At 51.6% G+C, this 20,991-nt stretch carries 15 protein-coding genes and 3 riboswitches; of the genes, 13 read left to right on the top strand and 2 right to left on the bottom strand.

The annotated features are described in order from the left end of the window. The first annotated feature begins 12 nt into the window (after nucleotides 1-12). Nucleotides 13-1,497, top strand: a complete 1,485-nt coding sequence (locus tag ACTJJJ_RS17150; RefSeq protein WP_440702464.1) for a SusD/RagB family nutrient-binding outer membrane lipoprotein — start codon at nucleotides 13-15, stop codon at nucleotides 1,495-1,497. Nucleotides 1,498-1,534: 37 nt separating this feature from the next. On the opposite strand, the gene ACTJJJ_RS17155 is transcribed toward ACTJJJ_RS17150, so the two are convergent. Both ACTJJJ_RS17155 and ACTJJJ_RS17160 read right to left on the bottom strand, forming a co-directional pair. Then, nucleotides 1,535-3,676, bottom strand: coding sequence for a TonB-dependent receptor plug domain-containing protein (locus ACTJJJ_RS17155; RefSeq protein WP_440702465.1), 2,142 nt, complete (start codon nucleotides 3,674-3,676; stop codon nucleotides 1,535-1,537). A 51-nt stretch (nucleotides 3,677-3,727) separates the two neighbouring features. Next, on the bottom strand, nucleotides 3,728-4,387 hold the full coding sequence (locus ACTJJJ_RS17160; protein ID WP_440702466.1) for a hypothetical protein: 660 nt from the start codon (nucleotides 4,385-4,387) through the stop codon (nucleotides 3,728-3,730). 103 nt (nucleotides 4,388-4,490) lie between these two features. Continuing rightward, a riboswitch (cobalamin riboswitch) is annotated at nucleotides 4,491-4,675 on the bottom strand. Nucleotides 4,676-4,750: 75 nt separating this feature from the next. Further along, nucleotides 4,751-4,893: riboswitch (cobalamin riboswitch) on the top strand. A 156-nt stretch (nucleotides 4,894-5,049) separates the two neighbouring features. Here ACTJJJ_RS17160 and ACTJJJ_RS17165 point away from each other — a divergent pair. The 12 genes from ACTJJJ_RS17165 to ACTJJJ_RS17220 all read left to right on the top strand — a co-directional run bounded on the left by ACTJJJ_RS17165 (nucleotide 5,050) and on the right by ACTJJJ_RS17220 (nucleotide 20,978). Then, nucleotides 5,050-6,438 carry a cobyrinate a,c-diamide synthase gene (locus ACTJJJ_RS17165; RefSeq protein ID WP_440702467.1) on the top strand — a complete coding sequence of 463 codons (1,389 nt, stop codon included), beginning with the start codon at nucleotides 5,050-5,052 and terminating at the stop codon, nucleotides 6,436-6,438. Continuing rightward, the gene (gene cobN, locus ACTJJJ_RS17170) at nucleotides 6,435-10,715 is read left to right on the top strand and encodes a cobaltochelatase subunit CobN (protein WP_440702468.1); all 4,281 of its coding nucleotides are present in this window, start codon (nucleotides 6,435-6,437) and stop codon (nucleotides 10,713-10,715) included. Before ACTJJJ_RS17165 ends, cobN begins: the two co-directional genes overlap by 4 nt. A gap of 23 nt (nucleotides 10,716-10,738) precedes the next feature. Continuing rightward, nucleotides 10,739-12,583, top strand: a complete 1,845-nt coding sequence (locus ACTJJJ_RS17175) for a magnesium chelatase subunit D family protein (protein WP_440702469.1) — start codon at nucleotides 10,739-10,741, stop codon at nucleotides 12,581-12,583. Between the two features lie 5 nt (nucleotides 12,584-12,588). Next, nucleotides 12,589-14,064 (top strand): cobyric acid synthase, encoded by a 1,476-nt coding sequence (locus ACTJJJ_RS17180; protein ID WP_440702470.1) that lies wholly within the window; start codon nucleotides 12,589-12,591, stop codon nucleotides 14,062-14,064. Between the two features lie 3 nt (nucleotides 14,065-14,067). Further along, entirely contained in the window at nucleotides 14,068-15,090 is a 1,023-nt protein-coding gene (locus ACTJJJ_RS17185; RefSeq protein ID WP_440702471.1) for a pyridoxal phosphate-dependent aminotransferase, read from the top strand. Next, entirely contained in the window at nucleotides 15,069-16,013 is a 945-nt protein-coding gene (gene cbiB, locus ACTJJJ_RS17190) for an adenosylcobinamide-phosphate synthase CbiB (RefSeq protein ID WP_440702472.1), read from the top strand. Before ACTJJJ_RS17185 ends, cbiB begins: the two co-directional genes overlap by 22 nt. A 137-nt stretch (nucleotides 16,014-16,150) precedes the next feature. Then, nucleotides 16,151-16,332: riboswitch (cobalamin riboswitch) on the top strand. Between the two features lie 28 nt (nucleotides 16,333-16,360). Beyond that, on the top strand, nucleotides 16,361-17,533 hold the full coding sequence (locus ACTJJJ_RS17195; RefSeq protein ID WP_440702473.1) for an ABC transporter substrate-binding protein: 1,173 nt from the start codon (nucleotides 16,361-16,363) through the stop codon (nucleotides 17,531-17,533). Beyond that, complete coding sequence (locus ACTJJJ_RS17200) at nucleotides 17,534-18,118, top strand: cob(I)yrinic acid a,c-diamide adenosyltransferase (RefSeq protein WP_188933036.1); 585 nt, start codon at nucleotides 17,534-17,536, stop codon at nucleotides 18,116-18,118. After that, nucleotides 18,115-18,627: a bifunctional adenosylcobinamide kinase/adenosylcobinamide-phosphate guanylyltransferase gene (locus ACTJJJ_RS17205; RefSeq protein WP_440702474.1), complete on the top strand. Its 513-nt coding sequence runs from the start codon at nucleotides 18,115-18,117 to the stop codon at nucleotides 18,625-18,627. Before ACTJJJ_RS17200 ends, ACTJJJ_RS17205 begins: the two co-directional genes overlap by 4 nt. A gap of 4 nt (nucleotides 18,628-18,631) precedes the next feature. After that, nucleotides 18,632-19,660, top strand: coding sequence for a nicotinate-nucleotide--dimethylbenzimidazole phosphoribosyltransferase (gene cobT, locus ACTJJJ_RS17210; protein ID WP_440702475.1), 1,029 nt, complete (start codon nucleotides 18,632-18,634; stop codon nucleotides 19,658-19,660). A gap of 11 nt (nucleotides 19,661-19,671) precedes the next feature. After that, a complete protein-coding gene (locus ACTJJJ_RS17215) occupies nucleotides 19,672-20,457 on the top strand; it encodes an adenosylcobinamide-GDP ribazoletransferase (RefSeq protein WP_440702476.1) in 786 nt (261 codons plus the stop codon). After that, a complete protein-coding gene (locus ACTJJJ_RS17220; RefSeq protein ID WP_440702477.1) occupies nucleotides 20,442-20,978 on the top strand; it encodes a histidine phosphatase family protein in 537 nt (178 codons plus the stop codon). Before ACTJJJ_RS17215 ends, ACTJJJ_RS17220 begins: the two co-directional genes overlap by 16 nt. The last annotated feature ends 13 nt before the right edge of the window (nucleotides 20,979-20,991 follow it).

Genomic DNA, 20,991 nt, shown 5'->3' on the forward strand with positions numbered 1-20,991 from the left:
ATGAAAACAGCGATGAAAAATATCAGGAAAATAACCACAGCAATGCTGCTTGCGTCGAGTTTGGCTTGCACCAACGGTTTTGAGGAAATAAATACTGACCCTAACCGTGCCGACCAGGCCACATCGGCGCAGCTGCTTACCAATGCGCAATACAATTTCTCCACCAATATTACCGACGAATGGAACAACGGCCGTTTTGGGATGTATTATGCCCAGTACTGGTCGTCGACCTACTATTCCGACGAGAGCCGCTACCAGATCCGCGAGAATACCAACCAAATCATGTGGAACACATTTTACACCGATGTGCTGAATGAGCTCCACGAAGCGCAGAAGATAGAAAAGGACTCGCAATGGCCTGGCCATCAAAACCGGCTTGCGATTTCGGAAATCATGAAGGCGTATACCTATCATTTCCTGACAGACATTTACGGTGGCCCGATCCCGTATGCGGAAGCATTGAATGCGGATGACGTCACGCCTGTATACAATACGGGCGAGGAAGTCTATGCCGGGCTGCTGGCCACGCTCGACGAGCAGGTTAAGAGCCTGGACGCAGCCGCACCGAGCTACGCCACGGGTGATGTTTTGTATGGAGGTAATGTGAATGCCTGGAAGCGCTTCGCCAACTCGCTGCGCCTTCGCATTGCTTTGCGGATGATCGACGTGAAACCTGCCGAAGCTACCGAGGCCATCAGGAAAGCCCTCGATCCGGCCAATGGCGGCATTATCAGCACCCAGGAGCATAGCGCGTTGTTCCGCTGGCTGCCTTCGCCTCCGAACAACAACCCGATGAACCAGTCGTTCAAGGTGCGTGTAGATTTCTCGATGTCGAAGCCGTTTATCGATTACCTCAAACAATATGCTGACCCGCGGCTGCCTGTTTTCGCTCAGCCGTTGCTTAATACCAACAATTATGTGGGGGAAGTGTATGGCCGGGAAAACAGCAATGCCAGCTCCAACGGCGACCCTACACTCGTGAGCCTGCCTGCCGACTATGCCGTAGGAGCCACCGCACCGACGATCTGGCTCGACCTGGCCGAAGTGAAATTCATGCTCGCCGAAATCCAGGCCCGCGAGCTGAAAGTGGGGCTTACCGGAACCGCCGCGCAATATTATCAGGAAGGCATCGCCGCATCTATGCGCTTCGCGGGTGTGCGGGAAGAGAACATCAACGCATACCTCAAAAAAGTGCCTTACAATGCCGCCAAATGGAAAGATAGCATCGGTTCCCAGAAATGGATCGCGATGTACACCCAGGGCATTCAGGGCTGGCTCGAACGCCTCCGCCTCGATTTTAAGGACCCGATCACCGGCAAGGCTATTTTCGCCCTTCCTGCCGATGGCTCGCTGGATCCGGACGTCACCGACATTTCAAAACGCATGAGCTACCCGCTCGTAGAAGCCTCTCTCAACGGCACGCATTACCGAACGGCAGTGGAGAAGCTGGGAGGTAGAAATAGTAAGGCGGTGAAGAATTGGTGGGATAAATACTAATGCAGAACGGCCAGGTTTTAACACCTGGCCGTCCATCCTAAAAACTCTTCAAATACCGCACCGACAATGCCCTTCCAGGTAGGTTATAACCGCGTTTTTCGTAGTAATTTTCGTCGGTTATGTTGTTTATTTTCAAAGCGATTGTGTGGCCTCCTGAGATTTTGAATTGTGCGACGAAATCCAGCACCATGTATTTCGGATATTCGATTTCAGGATTGATGGGGTCGGTGTAATCAATATCCTTTCTCGTTCCGACTGACCTGCCGGATAGCCGCAGTTGTAGCCATTTTAAATTATCATAAGCCAAGCCAAAATTGAATGTATTGCGGGCGACATTCTGAATATCGCGGCGCATTTCGGACGCATCGGTGCCAACGATAAGTTCTCTGGCCTTAATTATGGAATTGCCGTTCCAAAATGCTTTCAATGAATATCGGTAATCGGTTTTTGCTCCAAAATCATACGACAGCTCGGTTTCCAGACCGGTAATTTCGGCGTCGGCGGCATTGACAAACGTGGCCCGTGAGGTAATCACATCCCCATTGTCCAAAGGTTCGTTCACGACTTTGATGATCTTCGCGATGCGGTTTTCAACTTTCGTACTATAAAAAGTTGCATTGGCAGCGAACCCTGACTGCGGTTTGTTGAAATCCAGACCCAAATCCCAGCTCACGCTGCTTTCGTTTTTTAGGTCTGGGTTGCCGGCTGTGACGGCAATGCGGCCTTTCGAGTCGCGGATTTCGTTGTATCCGGCAACACTATAAGCGTCGGTAGTGACGAATGCGCGGCCGATGTTGGCTTTTACGCGGAGCGATGGCAGCAATGCATAAGTAATGCCGAGGCTGGGGCTGGTGAATGGCGTCGTTTTCCTGCCAGCCTTGTAGGTGGGCAACAATGGCGTTTGGCGGACGTCGAAGGTAATGTGGTCCAGGCGGATACCCGGTTGCAGCGTGAGCTGACCGAAATTCAGCAATGCTTGTCCGAAAAATGCGCTGGAAATCAATGCGTATTCGGGTTGTGTCGGGGCACGCTCAGTGGTGTCGTTGGTCCAGCGGCGGCTGTTGGTGGAGGCATTGAGGTAATCGTAGCCCAATATCACCGAATGCCGGCCGAGCTTCCAGACGTCTTTTACCTGGATTCCTTTCCACGCATTATGTCCCTGCGCGGAGCGGAAAGGTATTACGGCCTTACCGGATACATTTTGGGTATAATTCCTCGTGTTTTCTTCCGAAGCATACACTTTCACACTCGGGCTGTGCTGCCCGATCTGCCCCGTTAGGGAAATATCAAGTGCCTGCCTATCTACATCTTTGGTACTCGCCTCCGTACTCCCTGACGACAGTTCACCCGGCGATTCCACATCTCTTGCCTGGAATTGCTCCCCGCGTATATCCACACGCCAACGCTCGCTGATCTGATAGCCCAGCCTCAATGCACCGGTGAAATAATGCAATTTTGTAAAAGGCCGCCGGGTACCATCGCCGGTCGTTTCGTCGGTTTGGACGGCAGGACGGTCGGTATAATTTTTCTTCGCGTGTTTGTAGCCGAATGCATTACGGAGCCAATTGTCTTCTCCAATTTTGTAATCTTTGGATCTTTCTAAGTAGCTGAAAGATAGATCGTAGTCTAGTTTTGATGTGATATTTCCACCTGTGTTAAGCCCCGCCTGCAATGTTTTAAAGCTACCATATTCCAGAAAAGCATTGCCCCCTGGCGTACCCTTGGAGCGTTGCGTGATGACATTGATCACACCGCCCATCGCCTGTGAGCCATACAAAGAGGATGCCGGTCCTTTTAAAACTTCAATTCTTTCAATACCATTTAAATTGATTTGCGACAGGTTGGTGGCACCGGCAGGGCGGCCATCGATAAGCAGTAACGTCCTTTGGTTTAACCCCGAGAATTGTGGACGAAACCCGCGAATCCCGATGCCGGAAGATAAATTGGGATACTGAATCACATCCACGGACGCTGTTTTCCTGACAATGTCTGTCAGGTCGCTGGACGGCGTCATTTGAATATCCTCTTTGGAAATAATGTCCAGCTTTTGAGCGATCTTTTCTTTTTTGGTTTCAAAACGGGTAGCTGTCACGACTATCGGGTCGAGGAGCTGCCGGGCCGAAGTATCTGCACTGCTTTCTTGTGCTGATGCACCCGAAATGGCTAATATTGAGAGCATTGATCCGCTGATGAAAGTGCGGGCGGTTTGGTAAAAGTGGGTATGCATTGGTTAAAATTGAAATGATTCATAGAGTGTAGTCGCGCCGATCAGGATTGAGAATGTCCCAACGAGATAGTTGACGATTGTCAGAAAGCGCTCGCGTTTTTCGGCAAAGCGCCCGATAGAGAAGGCGAAAAAATAGCCGTAGGCCGACATCGAAAGGATAATGCCCAGACTTTGTAGAACGATGATCCAAACCGCCGTCATAGCATCGCTGGCGGCTAGCGTAAGCGCCACGGCGCATGCACCGCCCGTACCTGCGAGGCCATGCACCATTCCGACCCAGAACGAGCGACTAACTTTGCGGTCAGCAGGGGCGACCTCAGGTTTTTTTTTGCTAAAATTCCGCCGGATCGCCAGTATTCCCAGCCAGATCATCAACGGGCCGACAAGCAGCTCGACCCTGTCCGCGATGTGAAGTGACATCGTTGATTTAAGTAGGAGCACCAGTACCGCGAATAAAATCAAAGTAAGCGAGTGCCCTAGCGCCCAATGCGACGACCGCCAGATGAGCTTCCAACGGTCGGCCGGGCCCCGGTGGGCCGCGCCCCGTGGATCATAATTTTTCTTTTCCTCCGTGGCTAACACCGAAACGGCAGCCATATGGTCGGGCTCGAAGGAGTGCTGCACGCCGAGGAGCAGGGAGTCAATAAGCAGATAATGAATCATTTGGATTTCCGCATAAATTAGAAATTAACTTATGGGAGAATGCAGGGAGTGGCTCAACCGCAATGCAGCCTGCCGTTTCCTCTTGCCTTTCTTCCCGAAAGCAAAACCGGATGATTCAATGGCAGGTCTTCTGGCTCGTTCAAGTTCTTGCGCCTTCCCGGGGTAACCCCAGTGACATCTTCCAAGAACATCGTTAGTGAACTTACAGCAGCGGGTACTGCTCCGGATTTAAACCGGATTCCCTTTTAATCGCGCCCGGAGGCGCAAACCAATGAATATGCAAAGCTATGTGTTTTTGTGGGAGATAAACCAGATTAATAGCCGAATACCGCTAACTTTACATCACAAAAAGTTCTTTAACTTACTTCTCCAACAGGAAAAGGGATTGCGTATCAACGCATTCCAGGGGAATCGTGTGAGAATCACGAGCTGTCGCGCAACTGTGAAGGGTCAATCATTCAAAATTAACCCAAGCCAGAGCACCTGACCTTTCCTTGTTGACAATGCTTTCGCGGTATGAAGCAGGGTCTGGTTTGGATATTCGTCGGGTTTTCGCCCGTTTCGATTGCCCGGTGGCGTCGCTGCCTGGGAATGCCTTTCTGTTTTCTGCTGTCGAATGCATTTGAAGTTTTCATGACTTTCAAATTATCGATGGCTTAAAGATGTCTCTTCCAAAATCCAGTTTCCTGATCGCAGCGCCGTCGAGTAATTCGGGCAAGACTACCGTGACCCTGGCATTGCTGCGCGCGCTCCGGGAGAGGGGGTTAGGAGTGCAGCCTTTCAAATGCGGGCCGGATTACATTGATACGATCCACCACACCACTGCGGCAGGAAGACCGGGCCTGAACCTGGATACTTTTATGGCTTCGGAGGCACACATGCGGGCCGTGTACGCGCATTACGCCTCGCGTGCGGATGTGAGCGTGGCCGAGGGTGTGATGGGTTTGTTTGATGGGGCCGATAAAATGAAAGGTAGCAGCGCAGAGATAGCGGCATTGCTGGATATGCCGGTCCTACTGGTGATCAATGCCCAGTCAATGGCGTATTCGGCGGCCCCGCTGATTTATGGTTTGAAAAATTTCTATCCCGGAATCCGCGTGGTGGGGGCGATATTTAATTTTGTGAACACCGAATCGCACTACCGGTTTTTGCAAGATGCCTGTGTCGACGCCGGCGTGGAGGCTTTGGGCTATTTGCCTAAAAATGAAGCGCTGCACATCCCTTCCCGGCATTTGGGATTGCACATTTCGGTTGAAACAGATTATGAAGAGATTATCCAGAGGCTGGCCGAGATTATCCCGCAAACGGTGAATCTTGACCGGTTGCTGGAAATTACTTCTGTGAGCTATCCCGACGAAAATGCGGAGATTTTGAGTCAGCAAAATCATTTAGTTAAAGCAGATAGAAAACCTCCAAACCTGCGCATAACGGTTGCCTACGATGAGGCATTTTCCTTTTTGTACCACCAGAATATTGAATGCCTGCGTGCATTCGGCGAGGTGCAGTGGTTTAGCCCTTTAAAAGACGCCACTTTGCCGGAAACCGACCTGCTTTACCTGCCCGGCGGCTATCCCGAACTGTTTGCGAAGGAGTTGTCCGGCAACCTGCCGATGCTGGAAAGCATTCGTAATTATTGCGGGAACGGAGGACTGGCGTACGCGGAATGCGGCGGGCTGATGTACCTCGGTAAGGCGATCACCGACGGCAAAGGCAATTCCTTCCCGATGGCCGGAGTACTCGATTGCGAAACGACGCTGCAACGTTCGAAAATGACGCTTGGCTACCGGGTAATGCGTTGGGACGGGCTGGAAATCAAAGGCCATGAATTCCATTATTCCGCATTGAAGGAACAATTTGCGCAAGTACCGCTGGCACAAATGACCAATGCAAGAGGTGTGCCGGTTGATACACAGTTTTTTAGAGTGCAAAATACGTTTGCTGGCTATACTCATTTCTACTGGGCCGACAAACCCGAATTCATTCAACACCTCATCAACAAAACCACAAAAAACGCCGAAAGCCAAGTGCCGAAAGCCGATAGCCTACCATGAAACGCCAGCGCATCACCCGATCCGACGGAAAAGCCATTAACCTCGTGCAGCGGCGGGGGCACCTTTCGTATTGCTACAACGCCTGCTGCTGCGGACGCATCGACCGCGGTTATGCACCCATTCCAGTAGAGTTATATAAGAGTGAGTGGCTGCGGCGGAAGCTACGGAATGTCGTGCATATGACCAAAGGCGGCTGCCTGGGGCCCTGTACGCTGGCGAATGTGGTTACCCTGCTCTTCGACGGCCATTCGGTGTGGTTCCATTCCATCAATTACGACTGGCAGATCATCGCGATTTTTGACTATATCGAAAGTATGGTCAAGGCCGACAGGTACCTTGTCCCGCCTTCGGACCTGGCCGAATATGTATTTCAATTTTATACCTGGAAAGGGTCTGAGAAATCGACGGAGCTCGGTCAAACGGCTATTCCGACCGACGGTATCGTGTTCCTCACGCATGCGGACACGGACTTGCTCACGCTCGACCGAGCGATGCAACTCCTGCCGGAGGATTTTCCCAAAACAACGGGCATCAGCCTGATGGCGATCAAAAGCGAAGAGCAAATGCAGCAGCTTTTGCAAAGGGAAATTGCAGAGGCAAAGATTATCATGGTCCGTATTCACGGCAGGCTAAGTGGCATTCCGGGATTTAATGAGCTTGTAAAACTGGCGGGGCAACGGGGTCAGCATTTGGTAGTGATCAGCGGCACCGGGGAGTTGAACCCTGAATTTGCGGCGGTATCGACGGTTTCACCTGCCATTTTGCACGAAACGCTGGCCTATTTACAGGCCGGTGGTTACAGCAACCTGATTTCGCTGCTGAGCTACCTTTCCGATCATTTACTGATGACCGGGTTCGGTGCCGAAGCACCCGTTCATTTACCCGAACACGGCATTTACCATCCCGATTTGCCCGAATTTGCCGACAAAGCCGACTGGCTGAAATACCGTAATCCCGCGCTGGCGACGGTAGGCATTACATTTTACCGGGCGCATTGGCTGAGCGGGAATACCAATTTCGTGGATGCGATGATCCGCTCCCTCGAAGACCGTGGCGTAAATGTGCTGCCGGTATTTACTTCCTCACTCAAATCCGTGCATGCGGAGACCGGCAAGCCGGAAGCATTCAGTTATTTCGATACGGAAGTGGGAATGGGAATTGATGTGCTGGTGAATACAATATCATTCGCGATGAGCGATATTCAGCCGTCGGGGCAGAGCAGTGCGCCTTCCGAAGCGTTGCTGGATTTGAATGTGCCGGTTTTGCAGGCTATCACAAGCGGTATGGGCCGCGGGCCGTGGGAATCGTCTTCGCGAGGGCTCAATCCGCTGGATACGGCCATGAATGTGGCTATTCCCGAGTTTGACGGGCGCATTATCACGGTACCGGTTTCTTTCAAGGAGAAAGGAAAAGATACGCGGGGGTATGAGCCGCTGGATAACCGGATAGATCGTGTTGCTGGTTTAGCCATCCGGTTTGCACGTCTGAGACATTTGAAAAATGCAGATAAGAAGATTGCTTTCATTTTTACCAATTCCAATACGAAAGCGTCTCAGATAGGGAACGCCGTGGGGCTTGACTCGCCGGCTTCGCTGATGAATATCCTGTGGGCAATGCAGGCCGAGGGATACCGGATAAACAATTTGCCCGCAAACGGCACGGAGCTGATCCATTCCTTGATAGACCGTTGCGCCTATGATGAAGACTTCCTGACGCCCGGCCAGCTTGCGCAGGCTGCGGCGCGGGTTTCTGCCGCGCAATATGCGGGCTGGTTTGACGAATTACCCGAAGCTGCCCGGCAAAAGATGCTGAAACAATGGGGGCCGGCACCAGGGCAAACTTATGTGCACGACGGTCATATCGCACTGGCCGGGCTCGATCTTGGCAACGCATTTGTGGCATTGCAGCCGCCCCGGGGGTATGGCATGGACCCCGATGCAATCTATCACCAGCCCGATCTGCCTCCTACGCATCATTACTATGCATTGTACCGATGGCTGCGCGACGGCTGGGGCGCCGATGCCATCGTGCACGTGGGCAAGCACGGCACCCTGGAATGGTTGCCTGGGAAAGACATAGGGCTATCGGAAAACTGCTTTCCCGATGCTTTTCTCGCCGATTTGCCATTATTTTACCCATTTATTATCAACGATCCCGGAGAGGGTTCGCAAGCCAAACGCCGCGCGCACGCCGTGGTCGTCGACCATTTGACGCCTCCGATGACCTCAGCCGACACTTATGGCGAATTGGCTCAGCTTACACAACTGGTCGACGAATATTATCAGGTAGAAAGCCTCGATCCGTCCAAGTTACCATTGCTTCAAAGGCAAATATGGGATTTGATTAAACAGACCAATCTCGATGCCGACCTTTCGGCTATGCTAAACCGCGACCATGGCGACCACAAACATGACTGGGATGAGGATATGACGCCCGAAGGTGTGCCTGTAAGCCTCACGGAAATGGACGGGAAAGATATTGCGCATTTGATCGAGGATATCGACGGCTATTTGTGCGAACTCGGCGCCGCGCAGATCCGTAACGGTTTGCATACGTTGGGCGAAATGCCGGAAGGAGAGGCATTGATGGATATGCTGCAATCGCTCACGCGGCTCCCTAACGGGCCAGTGCCAGGAATGCAGGCTGTTTTGGCATATTTATATGGTTTTGATATTGAAACACTCCATCAACAAAAAGGACAAAAACTGCCCGCGCCGGCGGAGAATCTGTCAACCTGGGCAGGTCGGACGCTCGTAACTGCAGCGGATGTGCTGGAAGCCCTGGGCGAAATGGCGGCGCACGTCGTGAGGCTTTTCGAACATTACAGATTCGATAGAACCGCCATTGACGAGGTCATATTTGAATCGATCGATCGGAATCCCGGCTTGCCTGAACTAGCGGGTTTGCGCAGTATATTGACTTTCATATCGGAAAACCTCGTACCTAACCTCGCCCGCACCGGCGACGAAATCACCAATCTGCTGCATGGGCTCTCGGGCGGGTACGTGCCTGCGGGACCGAGCGGCGCGCCTACGCGCGGGATGGCGCATATCCTGCCCACGGGAAGGAATTTCTACGCCGTCGACCCGAGGGTATTGCCTTCCAAAGCGGCCTGGGAGGTAGGGCAGCAACTTGCCAAAGAGGTGCTTGATCGCCATTGGAAAGAAACCGGCCGTTATCCCGAAAGTGTAGGGATAAGCATTTGGGGTACCAGCGCCATGCGTACGCATGGCGACGACGTGGCCGAAGTGTTGGCATTGCTGGGCGTAAGACCGATATGGCAAGCGGAGAGCCGGCGGATCAATGGGTTGGAAATCATTTCGTTAGCCGAGCTCGCCCGGCCCCGTATCGACGTAACAACGCGAATCAGCGGGTTTTTCAGGGACGCGTTTCCACACCTGATCGAACTCATGGACGAGGCTGTGCAAATGGTAATCACCGCGGATGAGCCTTTTGAGGAGAATTTTGTTAGAAAACATTACCTGAAAGACCTGGCCGAACTGCAAAAAGATGATGCATTATCCATTGAAGACGCGGAGGAGCGTGCTGCTTACCGGATATTCGGCGCAGCGCCCGGGAGTTACGGGGCAGGTATTTTACCCTTGATCAATGAGAAGAACTGGCAAACCGACGGTGATTTTGCACAGGCTTATGTCAATTGGGGCGGCTATGCGTATTCGCGTAATGCGCAGGGTGTCGACGCCCGCAAGGAATTTACCCAGCGGCTTGCCAGCGTGGAAGTGGCATTGCACAACCAGGACAACCGGGAGCACGACTTGTTCGACAGCGACGATTACCTGCAATTTCATGGCGGTATGATCGCCACAATCCGGAATCTGACGGGTCAGCAACCGAAGCATTATTTCGGAGATTCACAGGATCCGTCCCGGCCGGTGGTGAGGGATTTGAAAGAAGAAACCCTGCGCGTTTTCCGCTCGCGGGTCGTGAATCCGAAATGGATCGAGAGCATTAAAAAGCATGGTTACAAAGGGGCTCTGGAACTGACGGCCACGGTGGATTACCTGTTTGGCTATGACGCGACCGCGCATGTCGTCGACGACTGGATGTACGAGAAAGTGGCTGAAACTTATGCACTGGACGTCGCTATGCAGCAGTTTTTTGAAGAAAACAGCCCCTGGGCACTTCATGCAATTGCCGAGCGCCTGCTAGAAGCTGCACAGCGGGGGCTTTGGGAAAAGCCTTCGGAAGAGACATTGGAAGGCTTGAAAAATCTGTATCTCAAAAGTGAAACCCTGCTGGAATCGAGAACCGATTAGGGCGTGCTGAAATGAATATTGAAATGACTTTATACCCGTTTTCCGCGATCGTCGGACAAGATGAACTGAAAAAGGCGCTGTTGTTGTGTGCGGTCAATCCCGGCATTGGCGGGGTGCTTATTAAAGGCGAAAAAGGTACTGCAAAGAGTACTGCGGTACGCGGATTGGCGGAGGTGATGCCTCCCGCGATGCACACCGGGGAGCCGGTCCCGTTTGTTGACTTGCCGCTGGGTGCTTCGGAAGACCGCGTGCTAGGAAGCCTGGATATCGAGGCCATTCTTTCCAGTAAAACTAAAAAGCTGCTGCCTGGCCTGCTCGCGAGCGCGCACGAGGGGGTTTTGTATATCGATGAAGTGAACCTTTTGGCCGATCATCTGGTGGATGTTTTACTGGATGTGGCAGCGTCGGGCATCAATACAGTCCAGCGGGAAGGGTTGTCAGCGAGCCATCCGGCGCGTTTTGTGCTGATCGGTACGATGAACCCGGAGGAAGGAAACCTGCGCCCGCAGTTTCTCGACCGTTTTGGGTTAATGGTGGAAGTGGAAGCTCAAACCGATGTGCAGACGAGGACCGAGGTGGTGCGGAGGAGGATTGGATTTGAAAGTGATCCGGCGACCTTTAAAAACCGTTGGATTAGTAGTCAGGAAATGGTCAGGGGGCAAATCGCCAGGGCAAAAGAATTGCTTCCGCTGGTTCAAATGCCGGACGGATTGCTCAACATGATCAGCCGGCTTTGCATTGAATGGGGCGTGGGCAGTCTTCGCGCTGATATTGTGTTATACAAAACAGCGATCACCATCGCGGCATTGAACGGGCGCACGATGGTAACCCCGGAAGATATACGCGAGGGGGCCGTGTTGGTGTTGACACACAGGAAGGGTAAAAAGGTAACGCCGCCACAGGCAGGTCAGTCGTTGAAGGATGATCAGGATAATGCTGGCCAGGATAATGCTGCACAGAATGGTATGCAGCCTCCCGCCATCGGGCAAACGACGGGAGACGAGCGAGGTGAAGGAGAATGTGGCGAAGGAAATTGCGATACAGAGGCGGATGAAAACGTTTCTGGAATGGATTTTAGAATAAACATTCCAGAATTAGCTGAAAACAAGCCCGTTGTTTTGCCGAATTCGTTGAACGAGCGCGGGGTAAAAGCGAGACAGACAGAGAAAGGCTTTCAGGTGAGGACTGTCAAAAGTGAGACTGCTACCGACATTGCATTGACAGAAACTGTGCTGCATGCATTGGCACGGGATCCGGATCAGTTGAGCGTAGGGAGACGGGACCTGCACGAAAAGGTCAGAAATGGGAAAGCGGGTCACCTTATCATGTTCATTGTGGATGCATCGGGGTCGATGGCGGCGGGCAAGCGAATGGAAGCCGTAAAGGGCAGCGTGCTGAATTTGCTTCAAGATGCCTATCAAAAGCGTAATATGGTGGCTGTGATTGCCTTCCGTGGGGTAGAAGCATCCGTTTTGCTAGAACCAACCCGGAGTACTGAACAGGCCGAACAGGCGCTGGAAACGCTGCCGACAGGCGGACGAACCCCGTTGCCGCATGCATTGCAATTGGCGGAAAAAATGCTGGCCTCTTTCGTAAAAGGTGATCATGCGCAGCCATTTCTCGTGCTATTGAGCGATGGAAAAGCAAATGTGCCTTTGCCAGGTGCAGGCGGAGATGCATGGCGGCAGTCGCTGCAATTGGCTGAAAACCTGAAATATCCGGCGCTGGTATTGGATACGGAGAGCGGATATGTGCGCTATGGAAAGGCAAGGGAGCTGGCCGCGGCGCTTGGTGCGGAGTATTTGTCGTTACACGAACTTTCGGCTAATGAAATCACAGAGACGATTTCGGAGCGGATTGATATTTAAATGAAATGAATACTAAAAAATTGCGTCCGATTATGTTTGTCGGGACGGGCTCGGATGTGGGCAAAAGTGCGATCACAGCCGGTTTTTGCAGGATATTCAAACAGGATGGCTACCAGCCGGCGCCATTCAAAGCCCAGAATATGTCGCTCAATAGTTTTGTGACGACCGACGGGCTTGAACTAGGGCGCGCACAAGCTGTTCAGGCCGAAGCCGCTCAAATACCATGCGAATCGGACATGAACCCGGTCCTGCTGAAACCTACCAATGATAGAACTTCTCAGGTGGTGTTGAACGGGAAACCGGTAGGAAACCAGTCTGCCTACGAATATTTTATGGCCAACGACCGGCGCGAATTGTTCTCGGCTGTAAAGGATGCATTCGACCGCCTCGCAGCCAGGTATTCGCCTATTGTAATGGAAGGAGCAGGCAGTATTTCAGAGCTGAACCTGAAACACCGGGATATTACTAATCTAAGAATGGCGGCACATGCCGGTGCGGCTACTTACCTGATCGCCGATATCGATAAAGGAGGGGTGTTTGGCAGTGTTTATGGTACTATTGCTTTGCTTACGCCAGAGGAACGTGCGTGTATGAAAGGGATTATTGTCAACAAATTCCGGGGTGATGGGCGGTTGTTTGAAGAGGGCAAAAGAATGCTGGAAGAACTCACCGGATTGCCGGTAGTGGGTATTTTGCCTTATTTTCGTGACATTCACATCGAACAGGAAGATTCGGTCTCGCTGGAACTCAAATACCGCTCGGCTGTGGAAGGCAAGGTAAATGTGGCGGTGATACTTCTGAAAAGGCTTTCCAACTTTACTGACTTCGACCGACTGGAAAAGGATCCACGTGTTAATTTGTATTATACCAACGAGCCATCCGAAATTGCCAAAGCTTCGATCGTGATTATTCCCGGGAGTAAAAACACGATCGGGGATATGCTGGCGATCAAAAACAGTGGTGTAGCGAAGGCAATTTACGACGCGCATAAAGCCGGGAAGACGGTGATCGGGATTTGTGGCGGGTATCAGATGCTGGGTGAAAGCATTCTGGATCCGCAACATATCGAAGGAGAAATAGAGGAATTACCGGGATTGGGGCTTTTGCCGGTAAGGACGGTTTTGCAGCCTGAAAAGACGACATTGCAATGCACATTTCGGTTTAGGGAAGCTGCGGATGAATGCTCCGGTTACGAGATTCATATGGGTGAAACCGCTGCATTGGAACCCGGAGAGTCAGTTGCCACATTTTCAAATGGGCGTAAGGACGGATATTATCGGGACGTGTACACATGGGGGACTTATCTGCACGGCATTCTGGATAATCAGATTGTAATCGATGCCATTTTAGCGCCGTACACAAATGAAGAAGGCGTGCAATATGATTATCATGAATTTAGAGAACAGCAATATGACAAGCTGGCGGATTTGCTGCGCACACACATTGATATGGAATTGATTTATAAGAGTATAGCTGAATAGATTATGTTACACGGGCACGGCGACGATGGTTACAGGTATGGCAGCAGGATCATCGCAGATTTCAGCACGAATGTCTGGTACGGAGGCGAACCAGCGGGTTTGAAGGAGCATGTTTTTGCAAAATGGAATGAAATAAACCGTTACCCGGAGGTACTTGCCGAGAGTTTGCGCGAAAAGGTAGCCAGGCACCATCAGGTGCAGGCAGGGCAGGTGCTCGTATGTAGCGGAACTACCGAAAGCATCTACCTGGTTGCTCAATTGTTCTCCGGAAAGCGCACAACGGTCGTGATTCCTTCATTTGCTGAATATGAGGATGCCTGCCTGTTATTCGATCATGAGATTGCTGGTTTGACCTGGCACGATGCACTGGAATTGCCGAGGTTGAGGAGTGATTTGGCATTTATTTGTAGTCCGAACAATCCAACTGGGTTGATTTTTAGAGATTTGCAATACTGGCTTAAACTAAACCCGCAGTGCTTGTTCGTAGTCGATGAGGCGTTTATCGATTTCACAGAGGGAGCCGGGTCAGTTATTTCGTTGATGTCGAAGTTCCCGAATTTGCTGATCATGCGTTCGTTGACAAAAACTTACGCTATTCCCGGATTGCGGTTGGGTTATCTGCTCGCACGCGAGGAATTGATTGATTCGCTGATGAATATCAAACAGCCCTGGACTGTTAATAGCATAGCCATGACGGCCGGACATTACATCTTTGATCATTTCAAGGATATTCAGCCACCAGTTTCACAGCTTTTGGAGGATAAAAGAACGTTCGTTCAAGAATTGCAAAAACTGGAATGTCTGGAAGTGCTGGAAAGTGATACGCATTTCTTTTTAGCAAGAACTTTGGTGCGCAATGCGGCTCAACTCAAAGAATTCCTGGTCGACAAACACGGCCTGCTTATCCGCGACGCCGGCAACTTCCGTGGCCTGTCACGGCAACATTTGCGCCTTGCCACGCAACGGCCGAATGATAATCAGAAAATGCTCGATGCATTGAAAGAATGGCAGACGCTCTATTATTAATCCTTCCGCTGGCTGCGGGGTATTTGCTGGATTTATGGCTGGGCGATCCCGACAGCTGGCCACATCCGGTCCGGGTGTTCGGTAATGCCATTGCGAAGGGTGAAAAACTCTTGAACCATGGCCGGTTCCGGTTTTTGAAGGGGACGGTACTAAGCGTACTCCTGGTGGTTTCAGTGTTTGCATTTTTTTATTGGACCAATGTAATACTGATGCAGCTTCCTGTTTTGCTGGTGTTGGTCAATACTATTTGGGTTTATTACGGCCTGGCCAACCATTCCCTCATTGCGGAAGGTAAAAAGGTGTTCAGTGTGTTGGAAAATGAAGGGCTGGACGCAGGTAGGCAACAGCTTTCGAGAATTGTTGGCAGGGATACTTCAAAGCTGAATGCGCAGCAGATACGCATCGCGGTGTTGGAAACAATGTCCGAAAACCTGAGCGACGGAGTCGTAGCGCCCCTTTTCTACTATGCGATAGCAGGGGTACCGGGCATGATGGCTTATAAAATGGTCAACACGATGGATTCGATGCTGGGGTACAGGAATGAACGCTATGAATGGTTTGGGAAATTTGCCGCGCGGCTGGACGACGTGGCCAACTTTATCCCGGCGCGTTTGACAGCGTTGCTGATGGTTTTGGTGACCGGGAGCAAACGAGGGTTACTATTTATCTTCAAATTTGGTGGGAAGCACAAAAGCCCGAATGCCGGTTACCCCGAGGCAGCCCTGGCGGGAATTTTGGATTGCCGCTTCGGAGGGCCGAATGTGTATCAGGGAAAGTTGGTTGAGAAGCCTTTTATCGGCGAGAACGACCGGGTCATCAAGCCGGGCGAAATTACAAGCGCGGCAAATGTTAATCACCGGACTTGCGTGTTGATGGTATTGATGATTCTTCTGTTGATTAGTTCAAGTCTCTGTCTTCCGTGATTTTCTGAACCAACGCTGGCGAAGTGCCGACCAATCTTCGGAAATATCTTCCAGGATCGATTTCCGTAGGATGTCGTCTCGTTTCATGTTGGGAGTGTGCAAATGAATCTTTACAATGATAAGCAATAAAATATCGCTAGTTTTGCGGCCATCCAGGTACACGCATTTCGCGTGATTAAAAGGGAATCCGGTGAAAGTCCGGAACAGTCTCCGCTGCTGTGAGTTCACAACGAGGCTCTTGTATGATGTCACTGGGGTTACCCCGGGAAGGCACAAGGGTTGAACGAGTCAGAAGACCTGCCTGCAAACGCTGTTAATATGGCTTTCGGAAGAAAGGCCGGTGACTCATGACTATTAGAAAAATACTTGCAGCCATACTGCTGTGCGGCTTGCTGGCCGGTTGCAGCACTTCTTCATCGCTTTACGAAAAAGGCGATTCTCATTACGCTGGTCGTGACCTCTTCCCCGAAAAGGCCAAAGTGGTTTATGCCAAGGGCTTCAAAATCAGCTATCACAAGTACTATAAGGTCGTCAGGATCATGAGCCCGTTCGAGAAAGCGACGGATACGCTCACGTATGTGCTGGTACAACGCGGTACGCCACGCCCGATCGGGTACAACGACAGCCAGGTGATCGAGATCCCCGTTAGGAGCATGGTCGCGATGTCGTCGCTGCACATCGGCTTGATCGGGTTCCTGGGCTGCGAGGATATTCTCACAGGTATGGGAAATCTCAAATATGTTTCTTCCGCCAAAGTGCTGGACCGGATCAAATCCGGCCGGATTGTGGAAGTAGGCAAAGATCAGGGGCTTAATGAAGAATTGTTGGTGAGCATGCATCCCGATCTGATTATGGCTACGGGCAGTCCGGTTTCGAAGGTGAGCCGGTATGAGTCGTTACATCAGGCGGGGATTCCGGTGATGGTCAATTCGGAGTGGGTGGAAACCACACCGCTGGGACGGGCGGAATGGGTGAAACTGCTCGCTGCATTGATCAATAAGGAAGGAGAAGTGAACAAAAAGTTCGCGCGTGTGGAGGAGGAATATAAACAGTTGGTGAAACTGACAGCCAAAGTTGCCTTACGCCCCAGCCTGATTACGGGGATGAATTCGAAAGACGCCTGGAATGTTCCGAATGGCGATAGCTACGTGAGCTGCTTTTTCCGGGACGCGGGAGCCTCGTACCATTGGGCGAACACAAAAGCGACGGGAAGTTTGCCACTAAGCTTTGAAACGGTTTATCCGGTTGCGCTGCAGGCCGACTTTTGGCTGAATGTGAGCATTGGAAATGTACAAACCAGGAAAGATGTTCTGGCGCGCGACATCCGTTATGCCGACTTCAAATCATTCAAAACCAACCGTATTTACAGCTACAACAACCGCATGAATGCGCAGGGTGCGAACGATTACTGGGAATCCGGTGCGGTGAACCCGCATCTGGTGCTGGCCGACCTGATCCGCATTCTTCACCCGGAGCTGTTGCCACAGCACGAGTTGATATACTATAAATCAATCAATTAAATGAAAATATACACCAAAAAGGGCGATAAGGGTACCACCGGGTTGTTTGGCGGAAGCCGGGTAAGCAAGGACGACGTCCGCATTGAATGCATCGGCACGCTTGATGAAGCCAATTCGACGATCGGATTGCTGCGCGTAAAGTTGGGCACGGGGCATGAATGGCAGGCTAATCTGCACAAAATACAAAAGGATCTGATGGACATGATGTCCCACCTGGCTCGCCCTTCGGACGCAAAAAAAGAGAACAAAAACCCGATGCCGGTCGATGGAGCGGCTTTTTGTGAGGAGTGGATCGATGCGCTTGAAGCTGCTATGACCTCGCCGTCCGATTACTTTTTGCTACCGGGCGGGAACGAGGTGTCGGCGCTATGCCATGTTGCGCGGACGCAAATGCGCAGGGGCGAGCGGAGGTTGGTGTCGCTGATCAAAACCGACGAGGTAAATGAGGCTATCCCGGCTTATGTCAACCGGCTGTCGGACCTGTTTTTTACCCTCGCACGAGCCGAAATGGACAAGGCAGGCGTTGCGGAGGAAAAATGGCAGCTCTTTTTGTATAAACGCTTTAAAAGTGCGGAGCCGTCATGATCATTTACGTTACGGGCGGTGTCCGCAGCGGAAAAAGCAGGTTTGCGATGGATCTGGCATTGCAAAAAAGTGCCAATCCGGTATATGTGGCTACGTCGAGGGTTTGGGACGAGGATTTTGCCAGGCGTGTAAAACGGCATCAGGAAGAGCGCGGGCCGGAATGGACATTGCTGGAAAGTGAGCGGAATATTCATTTGCTGCCGCTCGCAGGAAAGGTGGCGGTGATCGATTGCGTTACATTGTGGCTTACAAATTTGTTTGTTGCTTTTGAATATGATGTCGAAAAGTCGCTGGCCGCATTTAAAGCCGAACTCGACATGCTGGCGAATATCGACGCTACATTAATTATCATATCCAATGAAATAGGCATGGGCGTTCATGCTGAAACGGAAGCGGGCCGGAAATTTGCCGATTTGCAGGGCTGGGCCAACCAATATGTGGCCGCTGCGGCACAAGAGGCGATTTTGATCGTTTCGGGACTTCCATTGGTATTAAAATCTCTTCAATAACTTTATGTATACTGCCACTATTACCAAACAGGAAATTCAGGCGAAAATTGATCTGAAAACGAAGCCTTTGGGTGCTTTGGGAGCGCTTGAAAAGCTGGCATTTCAAATTGCGTCGGTGCAGGACACCTTGTCGCCGCAACTTGTGAGCCCGCATATCATCGTTTTTGCAGCCAGCCATGGGATTGCTTCGGAAGGCGTAAGCGCCTATCCATCGGAAGTTACGCCGCAAATGGTGCTTAACTTCATCGGTGGAGGTGCAGCGATCAACGTTTTTACGCGGCAGCACGGCATTGGTCTCTTGCTGGTGGATGCCGGTGTAGACTATGATTTTGGTAAAAATGAAAAATTGGTCGACGCGAAGGTGGGCTTTGGGACTAAAAGCTTTTTGCAGCAGCCTGCTATGACGGGCGCCGAGTGCAGGCAATCCCTGGAAAAGGGTGCCGAATTAGTCCGGCAGGTGCAAGAGACCGGCTGTAACGTGATCGGTTTTGGCGAGATGGGTATTGGTAACACTTCTTCGGCATCGGTGATTATGAGCCGGTTACTCGACAGGCCGATATCTGAATGCGCAGGCAAGGGAACAGGCCTCGACGACGACCAGCTTGCCAAAAAAATAGCGGTATTAACCCAGGCATTGGAATACCATCAAAATACAGGTAATGATCCCGAATCGGTTCTGGCGACATTTGGCGGATTTGAAATCGCGATGATGTGCGGCGCCATGCGCGAAGCCGCGCGGCTGGGTATGCTGGTGCTGGTCGACGGCTTCATCGCTTCCGTTAGCTATTTAGTTGCATTAAAAATGGACCCGGGCGTTCAGCGAAATGCGGTTTTCTGCCATCAATCCAACGAAAAAGGCCATCGCTTGCTACTCGAATCACTGGAATCGGAAGCGTTGTTGAAGCTCGATATGCGCCTGGGCGAGGGCACAGGCTGCGCGCTCGCGTACCCGCTCCTGCAAAGCGCCGTCGCATTCCTGAACGAAATGGCAAGTTTTGAAAGTGCTGGGGTAAGTCAGAAAGCAGAGAACTAAACCGAAGGCAGATGCTCCCAATACGTCACCATCTCACCCTGGTTTTTACGGCATTACAGTTTTACACGCGCTTACCGGCACCTAAATGGGTAGTTTACCGACCTGAAAACCTCAGTTTGGCGACGGGCTATTTGCCGTTTGTGGGCTGGATTGTGGGGGGCGTCGCGGGTGGTGCGTGGCTTGGGGCAGCCTATCTCACAAACCCTTCGATAGCTGTTTTGTGCTCCATGATCATTTCCATACTATTGACCGGTGCTTTCCATGAAGACGGTTTTGCCGATGTTTGCGATGGTTTCGGAGGCGGATGGACGCGCGAAAAGATCCTGGAAATCATGAAGGATAGCCGGGTCGGTACCTATGCCTCCGTAGGTTTGATATTGATTCTTGCGTTGAAATTCGCGCTTTTGCAATCTATCGCGGGGTGGGAGAGCGGGATATTCGGGATATTGGTTAGCGGCCATGCATTAAGCAGGCTCATGCCGGTTTTCGTCATTTACATGCTCCCATACGCGCGCGATACCGACAGTAAAGCGAAGCCGGTCGCCGGGAAGCCACCTTTTTGGGTGCTGGTAACGGCTATCGTTTTCGGTGTATTGCCGCTGTTTGGAATGGCCGTATATGTGCGACAGCCATTGGTATTGGCGGGGATTCCACTATTGGGGCTGGTCACGCTGCTGCTGGCGAACTATTTTAAAAAATGGATCGGAGGCTATACCGGCGATTGCCTGGGTGCGATTCAGCAGGTATGTGAGGTCGCATTTTACTTTTTCGTAGTCGTGTTATGGAAATTTGTCTGATCCGCCACACGACGCCTGTTTTCGAGGCGGGTCTGATTTACGGGCGAAAGGAGCTTCTGCTGCATGCTGATTTTCCGTCGGAACGGGATGCGGTGTGTTCCCAATTGGATGACGATTTTGATGTAATCTTTTCCAGCCCCGCACTGCGTTGTACCGAACTGGCCCGCGCGATTTCGCCCGCATTTTCGATAGATCATCGCTTGCAGGAGTTGGATTTCGGGGAATGGGAGGGTAAAACCTGGGATACGGTCGACCAGCAGGCATTACAGTTGTGGATGGACGACTACGTGAACGTGTGCACGCCCGGGGGCGAGAGCATGGTGCAGATGTATGCACGCGTGCGTGAGTTTTGGGAGGAAATCGGGCAAACGGGATACGGGAAGGTGGCTATTGTGACCCATGCCGGCGTGATCCGCTTGATCCTGTCGATTGTCAACGAAATAGCACTGACCAGCGTTTTTGATATTAAAATAGCATACGGGGAGGTGATCCGGGTTCATTTTACGGGCAGCAATTTGTAATTTGGATAATCAG

The sequence above is a fragment of the Dyadobacter sp. 22481 genome (assembly GCF_052044875.1).
Lineage (GTDB): Bacteria > Bacteroidota > Bacteroidia > Cytophagales > Spirosomataceae > Dyadobacter > Dyadobacter endophyticus.

Excerpts from the sequence above, each read along its gene's own strand:
- ACTJJJ_RS17150 (WP_440702464.1), top strand. The coding sequence starts at position 13 with ATGAAAAATATCAGGAAAATAACCACAGCAATGCTGCTTGCGTCGAGT.
- ACTJJJ_RS17155 (WP_440702465.1), bottom strand. The coding sequence starts at position 3,676 with ATGCTCTCAATATTAGCCATTTCGGGTGCATCAGCACAAGAAAGCAGT.
- ACTJJJ_RS17160 (WP_440702466.1), bottom strand. The coding sequence starts at position 4,387 with ATGATTCATTATCTGCTTATTGACTCCCTGCTCCTCGGCGTGCAGCAC.
- ACTJJJ_RS17165 (WP_440702467.1), top strand. The coding sequence starts at position 5,050 with ATGTCTCTTCCAAAATCCAGTTTCCTGATCGCAGCGCCGTCGAGTAAT.
- cobN (WP_440702468.1), top strand. The coding sequence starts at position 6,435 with ATGAAACGCCAGCGCATCACCCGATCCGACGGAAAAGCCATTAACCTC.
- ACTJJJ_RS17175 (WP_440702469.1), top strand. The coding sequence starts at position 10,739 with ATGACTTTATACCCGTTTTCCGCGATCGTCGGACAAGATGAACTGAAA.
- ACTJJJ_RS17180 (WP_440702470.1), top strand. The coding sequence starts at position 12,589 with ATGAATACTAAAAAATTGCGTCCGATTATGTTTGTCGGGACGGGCTCG.
- ACTJJJ_RS17185 (WP_440702471.1), top strand. The coding sequence starts at position 14,068 with ATGTTACACGGGCACGGCGACGATGGTTACAGGTATGGCAGCAGGATC.
- cbiB (WP_440702472.1), top strand. The coding sequence starts at position 15,069 with ATGGCAGACGCTCTATTATTAATCCTTCCGCTGGCTGCGGGGTATTTG.
- ACTJJJ_RS17195 (WP_440702473.1), top strand. The coding sequence starts at position 16,361 with ATGACTATTAGAAAAATACTTGCAGCCATACTGCTGTGCGGCTTGCTG.
- ACTJJJ_RS17200 (WP_188933036.1), top strand. The coding sequence starts at position 17,534 with ATGAAAATATACACCAAAAAGGGCGATAAGGGTACCACCGGGTTGTTT.
- ACTJJJ_RS17205 (WP_440702474.1), top strand. The coding sequence starts at position 18,115 with ATGATCATTTACGTTACGGGCGGTGTCCGCAGCGGAAAAAGCAGGTTT.
- cobT (WP_440702475.1), top strand. The coding sequence starts at position 18,632 with ATGTATACTGCCACTATTACCAAACAGGAAATTCAGGCGAAAATTGAT.
- ACTJJJ_RS17215 (WP_440702476.1), top strand. The coding sequence starts at position 19,672 with ATGCTCCCAATACGTCACCATCTCACCCTGGTTTTTACGGCATTACAG.
- ACTJJJ_RS17220 (WP_440702477.1), top strand. The coding sequence starts at position 20,442 with ATGGAAATTTGTCTGATCCGCCACACGACGCCTGTTTTCGAGGCGGGT.